The sequence below is a fragment of the Sphingomonas tabacisoli genome (assembly GCF_042678385.1).
Taxonomy (GTDB): Bacteria; Pseudomonadota; Alphaproteobacteria; order Sphingomonadales; family Sphingomonadaceae; genus Sphingomonas_B; species Sphingomonas_B tabacisoli.
Map to the genome: position 1 here is coordinate 2,277,468 of NZ_JBHUDY010000001.1, position 12,743 is coordinate 2,290,210.

Here is a 12,743-nt window from a genome sequence, read left to right on the forward strand (position 1 = left end):
CGGCCGGCCGCTTTACTTCGGCCGCCCCGAATAGCCGGCCGCCTTCCTCAGCGCGTCCGCGTCCATCAGCTTTCCGTCCATCACCACCATCCGCGTCTGGCGAAGATCGCCGATGCGCGCCTCGGGATCGCCTTCCACCAGCACCAGGTCCGCCGTCTTGCCGACGGCGATCGAACCGGTCGTCTTGTCGACGCCGACCAGCCGCGCGGGGACGATCGTCGCCGCCGCCAGCGCCTCGGCCGGCGTGAACCCGGCCTCCCGGTAAATCTCGAGTTCGTGGATGATCTCGATGCCGTTGCCGTCCGTTCCGGCGGCGATCGGCACGCCCGCCTTGTGCATGCGGCCCAGAAGGTCGACCATCTTCGCCCAGCTCTTGCGGTAATCGGCGCGGGTCAGGTCCTTCGGCACCTGGAAGCCGCCCGACCTGAAACCGCGCTCCGTCACCGGCGGCAGCGTCCCGACAAACGGCGCATAGGACGGCGAGAGATCGCCGTTCTCCGGCACATACAGGCTTTCGAAGGCGACCATCGTCGGGTCGGAATAGATGTGGCGGTCGGCCAGCGTCTTCACCCAGCCGCTCATTTCCGGTCCGTCGAGGTTCAGGTCCTTCGCATATCGGCCCGGCCCCTCGAACCGCATGATGCCGTTGGAGGTCTGGATGACGCTGTCGGGCATGCCCTGCATGACGATCCAGTTGATGTGCGTCAGCTCGTCATAGCCCGCATTGACCGCGTCCAGCGGCCGAATGCCCTGCGGCACATGGCCGTGAACGTGCAGGCCGAGCTTGTGCGCCTCGTCGATCGAGGCCTTCAGCCAGGCTGGATTGAACGTCCCGTAGAATTTGACGCCGGTGAAGCCGTTCTCCTTCGCCTTGCGGACCCAGCCAATCGCTTCGTCCTGGCTGGTCGCGACGTTTGCCACTTGCGCCGTGTTCGGCCCCTTCCCGTCGATCAGCGAGGAAGGATAGACATGCGGCGAGAGCAGCTTGCCCGCAGCCGCGCGGGTGCGGCGGTCGATCGTCAGCTTGTCGTTGTTTCCCGGATCGCGGATCGAGGTGATGCCGAGCGATAGCTCCTGCAGCAACGTGTAATCGTCGCCGATGTGCATGTGGACGTCCCACATGCCGGGCACGAGCGTCTTGCCCTTGCCGTCGATCACCTTGGCGCCCGCCGGCAGCTTGACCGAAGCAGCAGGCCCCACCGCTGCGATCTTGCCGTTCGCGACCACCACAGACTGATCGGGCAGGAACTTCAGTCCGTCCGCATCGAACAATTTGACGTGGGTGAACGCGACCGGCCCAGCCGGCACCGTCACCAGCGATTGGGCAAGCGCCGGCATCCGCGCCGCCATCGCCGCCGACTGCGCCGCCTCCATCTTCGGCATTTCGGACGTATAGGCTTCGGGCAGCCAACCGATGACGAAGGTGACGCCGAAAAAGCGGTTCTGCGCATCGGTCCAGATCGGCAGCGGCGAGTTGCTGATCCCATAGATGGCCCAGAGCGTGATCGTCTGCCTGCTCGCCCCCTCGCCCACGTCCAGCGTGGTCATCTTCTCCGCCGTCGCGCGGCCGCCGGGCAGCAGGTCCATCGCCTTGTTCGAACTGGCGAGCAGCCGCTCGACGAACCAGGCATTGATTGCCATCGGCCCGCCGACCGATGCGTAGAAAGCGGGCTTCGCATAAGCGGCGGAGCCGGCGTCGATCTGGCTTTTCCACTGCGCGTTGCCGCCCGTGACGGAGAAGGTCTCGCCCGCGTCGCCCTGCGGCGTCACGCCCCGGATATCCAGGCGCGCCGGCATCCCGTCCTTGCCGGCAGCGCCGCTGGAATCGATCTCCCAGACCTGCCCGCGCAGCACCATCGACTCGCGCCCCATCAGCGCACCGTCGGGCGCGGTCCACATCCAGCTGTCGCCATGCTTGCCGCCGGTGGAGAGGATGACGAAGTGCCTGGCATCGGCGGGCGGCTTCGCAAGCTGGTCCTTCGGGACTTGCGCCAGCGCCGTGCCGGTAAGCAGCCACAACCCAAGCCCTATCGCCCCACGCGCCAACGCCATGATGTCCTCCCGCTGATTTGGTCCGAGTGTGTTGCACACACAAGGCACCGTCAAGCGTCACGCGAGCTTTGCCGTTCGATCAGGTCCGCAAATATCCGGGAGGGCGCTGGCTGCGGTTGTCCGGAAACCCCGGCGTCTGCCTGTGACGAGCAATGCGCCAGTTTATCGATGCGATCTGGCTCGTTCGGGAGAGTGCAATGATCCGGCTGACGTTACTGGCTATCCCCTTGACTTTGATGGGCGTCGGCCCCGCCGCGGCATCACCGCATTACGCGGCGACCGCCAGCATCGCAGTGCCTGACGGAGGCTGGGACCTCGTTGCCGTCGATCCGGCCTCCCGCCAGCTCTTTGTCGCCCGAACAGACAGCGTGACGGCCGTGGATTTGACGCACGGCCGCTCCGTCCGCTCCTTTGGCAAGCTCGACCGCGGCCATCAGGCGATCCCGATTCCCGGCACGCACCAGGTGCTGGCGACCAGCGGGAAGGACAACACCGCGTATCTGCTGGACGCGTCGGACGGCCGCGAGATTGCGCGCGTGCCCGTCGGCGCCAATCCAGACGCCGCGATATTCGACGCGATATCCCGGCGGGCCTTCGTGATGAACGCAAAAGACGGCACCGTGTCTGTCCTCGACCCGGTGCGCGCGCGCGTCGAAGCGACGATCCCGATGAAACCGGGGCTTGAGCTTGCCGCGATCACCAAGGGACGCGCGCTTTTCATCAACAACGAAGAGGCGAGCGAAATCGAATCGATCGACCTTCGGACGCTCAAATCCCGCGCGACCATCGCCCTGCCCGGCTGCGAAGGTCCAACCGGTTTGGCTTACGATGCCAAGTCGGATCGGCTGATCAGCGCCTGTGCCAATGGCAAGGCCGCGATTGTCGATGTCCGCACTGGTCGCGAAATGGCGTTGCTTCCGATCGGCAAAGGCCCTGACGGCGCGATGATCGACGAAGCACGCAGAATGGCGTTTATTCCCTGCGGGCGCGACGGCATTCTGGAAGTTATCGCTCTTGATGGGCCTGGCGGTCCAAAGGTGGTCGATCGCATCAAGACCGAAGTCGGCGCGCGGACCGGCGCGATCGACCCCACCGATGGCGCAATCTATTTGCCGACTGCTCGGTTCGATCCGCCGGCAACTCCTGGCGCACGCCCGACTCCGATACCCGGCACCGCACACCTGATAGTGGTCGCACCGCAGTAGTGCGGTATGGCGGCGCGATGCTCACCCTCTCCTGTCTCTGCGGGCAGCTCCGCGTCACGACGTCCCGGCAGCCGGATTTCATCCACGAGTGCAACTGCACGCTTTGCAGCAAGACGGGCGCGCGCTGGGGCTATTTCGATCCGTCCGAAGTGAGCGTCGAGGGAACGGCGCAAGGCTATTGCCGTGGCGACAAGGACGACCCGGCCGCGCGCATCCAGTTCTGCGCGACCCGCGGCTCGACCACCCATTTCACCTTGACCGAAAGCGCGGTCGCAAAGTTCGGAAACAGCATGGTGGGCGTCAACATGGGGCTGGCGGACGAGCGCGATCTCGCCGGCATCGAACTGCGTTATCCGGACGGTCGCGCTTGGTCCGGCGCGGGCGCGTTCGGCTATGTGCGGGAGCCGCGCATCCTCGGGCAATGAGCATTCCCATCGCTGCCCGCGAGTGTTAATGATTTCCCCCTCAGGCGAGGGGGAACGCCATGGCTACAGTTGCAGAACGGTTTGCCGGACATGCGCCGCAGCCCGACATGCTGTCGGGAACGCCGCGCGCGCACGCGATCGACCGCTGGATCTACGTTTTCACGGCGGCAAGCTTCATCGGCATCACGCTGGCGGGCTTCGTGCCCGACTCGCTGATGAAGGTGGATGCGGTCGCGGCCGGCAAGCGTCCGCCCTTCCCGCTCGTGCTGCATTTCCATGCCATGCTGATGGGATCGTTCCTGCTGCTGCTGTTCGCGCAGACCTGGCTGATGGCGACCGGACGGCGCGCGTTGCACATCCGGCTGGGCATACTGGCCTTTGCGATTGCGCCCGCGCTGGTGGTGGTCGGCTTCATCCTGGTGCCGACCAACTACCACATGCTCCAAGCGGCTGAGCAGGCGGCAAGCGGAGCGGCCCGCGCCGGGCTGCAGCAGGCGCTGCTGATCTGGGAAAACATCATGCTGATCCAGATTCGCATCGGCATCCTGTTCCCGCTGCTCCTGGCGATCGGGTTGAGAGCACGCGCCGCCGATCCCGGCCTGCACAAGCGGATGATGATCCTGGCAACGGCGATGGCGCTGCCCGCGGGGATCGACCGCATCCCCTGGCTGCCGGCCACGATGCCCGACAGTCCGCTTTCGGCCGATCTCTACACCGTCGTCGCAATCTCGCCGATGCTGGTGTGGGACGTCGTCCGCAATCGCCGCGTCCACAAGGCCTATTGGGTCTGGTTCGCCTTCTTCCTGCCGTCTGCGGTGGCGGTGAACATGATGTGGAACACGCCCTGGTGGCATCAGACCGCGATAGGGATCTTGGGGGCGTAGGATCGACGCGCCTCTGTCCTACAGCCACAAGTTCTGCTAATGTTCCGGCAGGAGGTTCTGCAAAGCCCAGGCTCGCGCCCGCAATTTTATCCCCAATAAGCGCGATAATCGTGAAGTTTGCGGCCTTCCGCCCCTGCCCCTTGCCCTTCTATAACCGGGATCATGTCCGACCTGTTCGCGTCCAACGCCGCCGTCGCCACCGACTATGACGCCTCGTCGATCGAGGTGCTGGAGGGGCTGGAGCCGGTGCGGCGACGCCCCGGCATGTATGTCGGCGGCACCGACGAACGCGCGATGCACCACCTCGCCGCCGAAGTGCTCGACAATGCGATGGACGAAGCGGTCGCCGGCCATGCGACGCGGATCGAGGTCACGCTGGACGCCGGCAACCGGATCACCATCGCCGACAACGGCCGCGGCATGCCGGTCGACCCTCACCCCAAATACCCCGGCAAGTCGGCGCTGGAAGTGATCCTGTCGATGCTGCACTCGGGCGGCAAATTCTCCGGCAAGGCCTATGCGACGTCGGGCGGTCTGCACGGCGTCGGCGTCAGCGTCGTCAATGCTCTGTCGTCCGAGACCGTGGTCGAGGTCGCGCGCAACAAGGAGCTGTTCCGCCAGCGCTTTTCGCGTGGGGTAACGCTTGGCCCGCTGGAGAAATTGGGCGCGGTGCCGAACCGGCGCGGCACCACCGTCTCCTTCGTGCCCGACCCTGAGATTTTCGGCGACGAGCTGAAGTTCAAGCCGAACCGGCTCTACCGCCTTGCGCGATCCAAGGCATACCTCTTCGCGGGCGTCGAAATCCGTTGGAAATGCGCGCCGGAGGTCATCACCGACGACACCCCGGCCGAGGCGGTCTTCCAGTTTCCGGGCGGCCTCGCCGATCACCTGAAGGAGCAGGTCGGGGAGCGGGAATGCGCGACCAGCGAGTTCTTCACCGGCAGCCAGGAATTCCCCGACGGCCAGGGCCGCGTCGAATGGGCGGTCGGCTGGCCGCTATGGAGCGAGGGCAGCTATAGCTGGTATTGCAACACCATCCCCACGCCCGACGGCGGCACGCACGAGCAGGGCCTGCGCGCCGCGATCACAAAGGGCATCCGCGCGTTCGGCGAGCTGACCGGCAACAAGAAGGCGAAGGACATCACCGCAGACGACGTCGTCACCGGCTCCGAGCTGATGCTCTCCGTCTTCATTCGCGACCCGCAGTTCCAGAGCCAGACCAAGGACCGGCTGACCTCGCCGGAAGCGGCGCGGCTGGTCGAGAATGCGGTCCGCGATCACTTCGACCATTTCCTTGCCGACCGCATGGAACGCGGGCGCGCGCTGCTCGGCTTCGTGCTCGACCGGATGGACGAGCGGCTGCGGCGCAAGGCGGAGCGCGAGGTCAAGCGCAAGACCGCGACCGGCGCGCGCAAGCTGCGTCTGCCCGGCAAGCTCACCGACTGCTCGGCCAGCGAGCCGGCGGGCACCGAGCTGTTCATCGTCGAGGGCGACAGCGCCGGCGGCTCGGCCAAGCAGGCGCGCGACCGCAAGACGCAGGCAATCCTGCCGATCCGCGGCAAGATCCTGAACGTCGCCTCCGCCACGGCCGACAAGATCCGCGCGAACAGCGAGATCGCGGATCTGATCCAGGCGCTCGGCTGCGGCACGCGCGACAAATGCGCGCCCGATGCGCTGCGCTACGAACGCATCGTCATCATGACTGACGCGGACGTCGACGGCGCCCATATCGCGACCTTGCTGATGACCTTCTTCTTCCAGGAAATGGCCGATATCGTGCGGCGCGGGCATCTCTATCTCGCCCAGCCGCCGCTCTATCGCCTGACCGCGGGCGGCAAGAGCCTCTACGCCCGCGACGACGCGCACCGCGCCGAGCTCGAGGCGACCGAGTTCAAGGGCAAGAAAGTGGAAGTCGGCCGCTTCAAGGGGCTCGGCGAGATGAACCCGCAGCAGCTCCGCGAAACCACGATGGACCCGAAGACGCGCAGCCTGATCCGCATCACGCTGCCCGACGACGTCGAGGACCGCTACATGGTCCGCGACCTCGTCGAGCGGCTGATGGGCCGCAATCCGGAGCACCGGTTCCAGTTCATCCAGGAAAACGCGTCGCGCCTCGACGAGGAAGCGATCGACGCTTGATTACACCCCTCTCCCCTTCAGGGGAGAGGGAAACGCGAGCGGAGCGAGCGAGGGAGAGGGGCCGTCACCCTGCGTGCCGACTCGGCCCCTCTCCCGGTCTCGCTGCGCTCGACCACCCTCTCCCCAATGGCGAGAGGGTTACCCTGATCAGAACTTCAGCGAGGCTTCCACGCCGAAGGTGCGCGGCGCGTTGAAGTTGCCGTAATCGCCAATGACATTGCCGATGCTGCCGACCGTCGCCGTCGTCGTCTGCACAGCCGGAATGCTGTTCGACGGATCGCGGCGGAAGACATATTGCTTGTCGAACATGTTGCGCGCCCAGAGCGACACGGTCATCCGCTGCCCGCCGTCGGTCAGCGCGATGTCGGCAAGGGACAGGCGGCCGTTCACGATGAACGACGAGTCCGCCTTGGTCGCGAACTGGTCGAACGCCTGCGTCGCCTGGGCGTAGTTCGCATCGAGATGGAGGCGCACCATCGTCCCGGCATCGTCGACCGGATATTCATAGTCGATCGCGCCCGACGCGGCATTGCGCGGCGTGAACACGATGTAGAATTGCTGCAGCTGCGTGGTCGAGTTGACCGGCTGGCCGCTCGCGTTGCGCCCGACATAGGTCACGCTGACGGGCGGAATCCGCGTGTGGGTGTAAGCATAAGATCCGGTCAGCCGCAGCCCCTCGACCGGCATGACCGTCAGGTCCGCTTCGATGCCCTTGATCTTGGTGATCCCCGGCGCGTTGAAGGTCACCAGGTTGTTGAAGTTGCCGGTTGCGGTCGGCTGGATCGTGGAAAGATCGACCTGGCTGCCCTTGCGGTCCATGATGTAGCCCGCAAGGTTCAACCGGGCGCGATGGTCGAAAAAGTCGGACTTCAGCCCGATTTCATACGCCTTCACGTCCTCGGGATTGAACGCGCGGTAGTCCGCAGTGCGCGAGCTGGCCCCGCCGGCGCGATAGCCGGTCGAATATTTGGCATAGACGTGAACGTCGTCCGTCACATCGTACGCAACGTTGGCCAGCCAGTTGAAGCGGTTCCACGACTTGCGCAGGGGCGTGTAGCCGTTGGCCGTCGCCACCGCGGGATTGGTGGCATAGAAGACGTTGCGCGAGACGATCAGGTCGCCCTTCTTCTTGTCATGCGTGTAGCGTCCGCCCAGCGTGATGTGCAGCGCGTCGGTCGCGTTCCACGTCACCTGGCCGAAGCCGGCATAGCTCTTCGAGCGCACTTCGGACGCGCGGTCGACCGAACAGCCATTGACCGCGGTGCCGACGAAGAATGGCGTGTTGGCGGTGCAGAATGGGATCGGAACGTAGCTATAGCTCGTGACCGTCGGCACCCCACCGGCCGGCGTCGTCGTGTTGGCGACGATGCCAACCGAGTTCGGCGTCGCGGCATCGTCGCTCACATGCTCGTTGAAGTAATAGAGACCCGCGACATAGTCGAAGTTCGCGATAGTCCCGACAGCCTGGAATTCCTGGCTGAACTGGCGCTGGCGCAGGTCGGCAAGGCTGTAGCGGCTGAACCCGCATGGCGCAGCCGCGGTGCAGGTGGTCGGATTGGTCGCACCGAGCGCCGGAAGAGTAACGACGGGCACGCGGTGGGCACCGCCGGAGTTGTCCCACTGCTCCACGTCGACACCGCGCCATGCGGTGATCGACCGCAGCTCGATCTCAGGCGAGACCTTCCACTTCAGCGTGTTGGTGAAGCCGTGAGTCCTGTCCACGCTCGGCTGCTGCGGCACGCCGATATCGGCGACCCGCATGCGCGTCGTACCGTTGACGACCACGCCGGGAAGCAATGGCTTCACGGTACCTGTAAGTCCGCCCGAGAAGTTCGTTCCCGGCGTCACGCATGCGCCCGGAATGACGTTCTGCGACACCGGCTGTGCCGCCGTCGTCGCGGCGCAATGGTTCGGGTTATAGTTCAGCAACTGGCTGTAGAACGGCGTGTTCTTGTCCTTCGCCACGTCATAGGAGAAGTCGTCGGTCAGCCCGTCGAAGGGCTCCCAGCGGACCGCGGCCCGGAAGCCCTGGCGGTCGTAATAGTTCCAGCCGGTCGAGCCCGGGAACGGGTTGACCGTCGTCGCACTCTGATACTGCTTCACCGCGTCGAGCTTGACGCTGAAGCCCTGGAACTGCGGCAGGTCGAGATGGATCTCGCCATTATAGGCGCCGTAATTGCCATAGCTGCCGCTGATGCGGCCGCCGAACTCGCCCGATGGAGCCTTGGTGACGATCGAAAGCGCGCCGCCTTCGGTGTTGCGGCCGAACAGCGTGCCCTGCGGGCCCTTGAGCACCTCGATGCGCTCCACGTCGAACAGGGCGGCGTTCAGGCCGTGCTGACGGCCGAGATAGACGCCGTCGATATAGACGCCGACGCCCTGCTCGCGCGCGGGCTGGTTGGCGTCGAGCGGCACGATGCCGCGAATGCCGATGGTGAGCGCCGATTGCCGCGCCTCGAACGTCGCGACGCGCAAGCTGGGCACGCCGCCGTCCGCCAGGTCATAGAGGCTCTGGACGTGGCGGTCCTTGATCGCCTGCGTATCGACCACCGAGATCGCGATCGGCGTGCGCTGCAGGTTCGTTTCACGCTTGGTGGCGGTGACAACGATGTCGCCCAGTCCGCTTTCCGGAGCATCGGCCGTGCCGGCATCCGCTGCAGCGGCGTCCACGGCGGCATCGGCATCCGCCGCTCGCGCCTGACCTGCAAAAGCCAGCGCTGTCAGTGCAAGCGCAATAGCCGTCGAATTGATCTGAGAGTTCCGAATACGCATGAGTTTCCCCGCTCGACTCGCGGCCTGTTCGCCGCGTTCGAGGGGGGCGCTAGTCGTGCAAAGCGTCAGTTCGGCGACGAAGCGGTGACGCTTCGGCTACGAAGTCGTGACTGTTCCGTTACAACGGCTCAGCGCTGGCAACGCGCGCAAAAGAAGGTCGAGCGGCCGCTATCGACGCGCCGCTTGACCGTCTGTCCGCACAGACACGGCTCGCCCTCGCGGCCATAGACGCGCCACTGCTTCGCGAAATAGCCGAGCTCGCCATCGGGCCGGGCATAATCGCGCAGCGTCGAGCCGCCGGCTTCAATCGCCGCTTCCAGCACAGCGCGGATCGCGGGCACCAGGGCTTCGAGCCGCTTTGTCGCAATCCGTCCGCCCGCGCGCGTCGGCGAGATGCCGGCCATATGCAGTGCCTCGCACACATAGATATTGCCGAGGCCCGCCACGACACGCTGGTCGAGCAGCAGGGCCTTGATCGGCGCGGTTCGCCCTTCCAGCGCCCGGGCAAGATAGGCAGGGGTGAACTCAGGCCCGAGCGGCTCCGGACCCATCGCGACAAACGCGGGATAATCCACAAGTTTTTCGGTCGGGAACAGATCGACCGATCCGAACCGGCGAGGATCGTTCAGCGAAAGCCGCCTGCCCTCGCCCGTCTCCAGCAGCAGATGGTCGTGCTTCCCGATGTCGCTGGGGTCGAGGCGCCAGCGGCCGGACATGCCGAGGTGAAAGATCATCGTGTCGCCGCGATCGGTGGCGATCAGCCCATATTTGGCGCGGCGGCCGAGTCCCGTCACCCGCGCGCCGGTGAGCCGCTGACGCAGATCGGCGGGAAAGGCGAAGCGCAGGTCCGCGCGGCGAGGCTCGACGCTGGTCAGGGTCTGGCCTTCGAGGACCGGACGCAATCCACGGACTGTGGTTTCGACTTCGGGAAGTTCTGGCACCGATCCGAGCTAAGCGGCGTTTGTCAGCGCCACAACCCTTCGCTACTGCACCGCCCCATGTCCGACACCGTCTCCTTCGGCTACCAAGAGGTCGCGCCCGACGAAAAGACCCGCCGCGTCGGCGAGGTCTTTTCGAACGTTGCGCGCCGCTACGACATCATGAACGATGCCATGTCCGGCGGCATGCACCGGCTGTGGAAGGATCGGTTCGTGCGCCGCGTAAAGCCGCGACCGGGCGAGCAGATCCTCGACATGGCGGGCGGCACCGGCGACATCGCTTTCCGCCTGGCCGATGCCGGCGCCAGCGTGACCGTCGCCGATATCAACCCGCAGATGCTGGAAGTCGGCATGGGCCGGGCGCAGGCGCGCGGGTTCGATACGCTCGTCTGGACCGAAGCGAACGCGGAAAGCCTGACGTTCCCGGACCGCTTCTTCGACGCCTACACGATCGCCTTCGGCATCCGGAACGTGACGGACATTCCCTCGGCACTCCGCGAGGCGCATCGCGTGCTGCGGCGTGGCGGCCGGTTCTTCTGCCTCGAATTCTCGACCACGCTCTGGCCCGGTTTCGCCGAGGCTTACGATTTCTATTCGCACCGGATCGTGCCCAAGGTCGGCAAGCTGATCGCGCATGATGAGGACAGCTATCGCTATCTGATCGAATCGATCCGCCGCTTTCCGGACATGCCGACGTTCGAGCGGATGATCGGCGAGGCCGGTTTCGTGCAGACCAAGGTCGAGCCGATGCTGGGCGGCTTGGTCGCGATCCATTCGGGCTGGAAGATCTAGTTGGCCGCCACCAGCACTCACCTGTTCCGGCTGCTGAAATGGGGCCGCACGCTCGCGCGTCATGGCGCCCTGCGCGGCATCGAGCGCGACCCGTTGACGCCACCCGTCGTGCGGCGGCTGGTGAAGATCGCGCGGTTCGGCGCGCGCATCCCGACGACGCCGGCCTATGCGACTGCTTTCCAGGCGCTCGGTCCGGCAGCGATCAAGTTCGGCCAAGCGCTCGCGACGCGGCCCGATCTGGTCGGCCCCGAGGCCGCCGCGGACCTGCTCGACCTGCAGGACAATCTGCCGCCAGCGCCGTTCGAGGAAATCGAGAAATCGATCGAACTGGCGCTGGGCAAGCCGATCGGCGAGCTGTTCCGGTCGATCGATCCGGAACCCGTCGGCGCCGCCTCGATCGCGCAGGTCCACCGCGCCGTCACCAGCGACGGCCGCGACGTCGCGGTGAAAGTGCTGCGGCCGGGCGTCGAGGAAGAGTTCGCCAAGGCGCTTGAGACCTATGAGTGGGCGGCAGCGCAGGCGGAAGCCTTTGGCGGCGAGCTGCAGCGGCTGCGCCCGCGCCTCGTCATCGCCACCTTCCGCCAATGGACGATGCGCGAGCTCGACTTGCGGCGCGAGGCAGCGTCCGCGTCGGAGCTTGCGCAGGCGATGGAGGCCGAGCCCGGCTATTGCATTCCATCGATCGACTGGCAGCGCACCGCCCGGCGCGTGATGACGCTGGAGTGGATCGACGGCATCAAGGTCTCGCGCCGCGACGACCTGATCGCCGCGGGGCATGACCTGAAGGCGATTGCCGGGCGGCTGGTCCGCGCCTTTCTGCGCCAGGCGATTTCTGAAGGATTCTTCCACGCCGATATGCACCAAGGCAATCTGCTGGTGCGGCCGAACGGTGAGATCGTCGCGATCGATTTCGGCATCATGGGCCGGATCGACCGCCGCGCGCGGATGTGGCTGGCCGAGATCCTCTACGGTCTGATCACCGGCAATTACGAGCGCGTCGCCGAAATCCATTTCGAGGCCGGCTATGTGCCGCCGCATCACAATCTCGCAGAGTTCACGACCGCGCTCCGCGCCGTCGGCGAGCCGATCCGCGGCCTGCCGGTCAAGGACATCTCGATCGGCAACATGCTGGACGGGCTGTTCGCGATCACCCGCGATTTCGACATGCCGACCCAGCCGCATTTGCTGCTGCTGCAAAAGACGATGGTGATGGTCGAAGGCGTGGCGCAAACGCTCGATCCCGACATCAACATGTGGGAGACGGCTGGCCCATTCGTGCAGGAATGGATACGCACCGAGCTGGGACCGGAAGCTTGGGCCGCGGACCGCATCGTCCAGTTCGGCCGCACGCTGGCGCTCGTGCCTGACTTGATCCGGCGCCTGGACTACCAGCTTCCCAAGCCCGGCGCCGCCCCGCCCCCGCCGCCGCTGGTGGACGTGAAGCTCGTCGGCCAAGGCACCAACTGGCGCTACGCCGCGATTGCCGTGATCGCAGCGGCCATTGGGTCCGGCGCCACTCTGTTGCTACATTGAGCG

9 protein-coding genes are annotated in these 12,743 nt (G+C 65.8%); 6 read left to right on the forward strand and 3 right to left on the reverse strand.

Features of this window, described 5'->3' with window-relative positions; translation table 11 throughout:
- Nucleotides 1-12: 12 nt before the first annotated feature.
- Nucleotides 13-2,052: an amidohydrolase family protein gene (locus ACFSCW_RS11530; RefSeq protein WP_380889322.1), complete on the reverse strand. Its 2,040-nt coding sequence runs from the start codon at nucleotides 2,050-2,052 to the stop codon at nucleotides 13-15.
- A 152-nt stretch (nucleotides 2,053-2,204) separates the two neighbouring features.
- On the opposite strand from ACFSCW_RS11530, the gene ACFSCW_RS11535 reads away from it, so the two are divergent.
- From ACFSCW_RS11535 to parE, 4 genes are all read left to right on the forward strand, one after another.
- A complete protein-coding gene (locus ACFSCW_RS11535) occupies nucleotides 2,205-3,257 on the forward strand; it encodes a YncE family protein (RefSeq protein WP_380889324.1) in 1,053 nt (350 codons plus the stop codon).
- Between the two features lie 17 nt (nucleotides 3,258-3,274).
- Nucleotides 3,275-3,682 (forward strand): GFA family protein, encoded by a 408-nt coding sequence (locus ACFSCW_RS11540; protein ID WP_380889325.1) that lies wholly within the window; start codon nucleotides 3,275-3,277, stop codon nucleotides 3,680-3,682.
- Between the two features lie 59 nt (nucleotides 3,683-3,741).
- On the forward strand, nucleotides 3,742-4,566 hold the full coding sequence (locus ACFSCW_RS11545; RefSeq protein ID WP_380889326.1) for a hypothetical protein: 825 nt from the start codon (nucleotides 3,742-3,744) through the stop codon (nucleotides 4,564-4,566).
- A gap of 159 nt (nucleotides 4,567-4,725) precedes the next feature.
- Nucleotides 4,726-6,705 carry a DNA topoisomerase IV subunit B gene (gene parE, locus ACFSCW_RS11550; RefSeq protein ID WP_380890106.1) on the forward strand — a complete coding sequence of 660 codons (1,980 nt, stop codon included), beginning with the start codon at nucleotides 4,726-4,728 and terminating at the stop codon, nucleotides 6,703-6,705.
- Between the two features lie 147 nt (nucleotides 6,706-6,852).
- On the opposite strand, the gene ACFSCW_RS11555 is transcribed toward parE, so the two are convergent.
- Nucleotides 6,853-9,477, reverse strand: coding sequence for a TonB-dependent receptor (locus ACFSCW_RS11555; protein ID WP_380889327.1), 2,625 nt, complete (start codon nucleotides 9,475-9,477; stop codon nucleotides 6,853-6,855).
- A gap of 128 nt (nucleotides 9,478-9,605) precedes the next feature.
- Nucleotides 9,606-10,418, reverse strand: coding sequence for a bifunctional DNA-formamidopyrimidine glycosylase/DNA-(apurinic or apyrimidinic site) lyase (gene mutM / locus ACFSCW_RS11560; RefSeq protein ID WP_380889329.1), 813 nt, complete (start codon nucleotides 10,416-10,418; stop codon nucleotides 9,606-9,608).
- A 57-nt stretch (nucleotides 10,419-10,475) separates the two neighbouring features.
- On the opposite strand from mutM, the gene ACFSCW_RS11565 reads away from it, so the two are divergent.
- Both ACFSCW_RS11565 and ubiB read left to right on the forward strand, forming a co-directional pair.
- A complete protein-coding gene (locus ACFSCW_RS11565; protein ID WP_380889331.1) occupies nucleotides 10,476-11,207 on the forward strand; it encodes a class I SAM-dependent methyltransferase in 732 nt (243 codons plus the stop codon).
- Nucleotides 11,208-12,740: a 2-polyprenylphenol 6-hydroxylase gene (ubiB, locus tag ACFSCW_RS11570; RefSeq protein WP_380889333.1), complete on the forward strand. Its 1,533-nt coding sequence runs from the start codon at nucleotides 11,208-11,210 to the stop codon at nucleotides 12,738-12,740. It abuts the gene before it with no gap.
- Nucleotides 12,741-12,743: the final 3 nt, after the last annotated feature.

Coding starts and splice junctions, on each gene's coding strand:
- ACFSCW_RS11565 (WP_380889331.1), top strand. CDS start 10,476: ATGTCCGACACCGTCTCCTTCGGCTACCAAGAGGTCGCGCCCGACGAA.
- ACFSCW_RS11545 (WP_380889326.1), top strand. CDS start 3,742: ATGGCTACAGTTGCAGAACGGTTTGCCGGACATGCGCCGCAGCCCGAC.
- ACFSCW_RS11530 (WP_380889322.1), bottom strand. CDS start 2,052: ATGGCGTTGGCGCGTGGGGCGATAGGGCTTGGGTTGTGGCTGCTTACC.
- ACFSCW_RS11540 (WP_380889325.1), top strand. CDS start 3,275: ATGCTCACCCTCTCCTGTCTCTGCGGGCAGCTCCGCGTCACGACGTCC.
- ACFSCW_RS11535 (WP_380889324.1), top strand. CDS start 2,205: ATGCGCCAGTTTATCGATGCGATCTGGCTCGTTCGGGAGAGTGCAATG.
- ACFSCW_RS11555 (WP_380889327.1), bottom strand. CDS start 9,477: ATGCGTATTCGGAACTCTCAGATCAATTCGACGGCTATTGCGCTTGCA.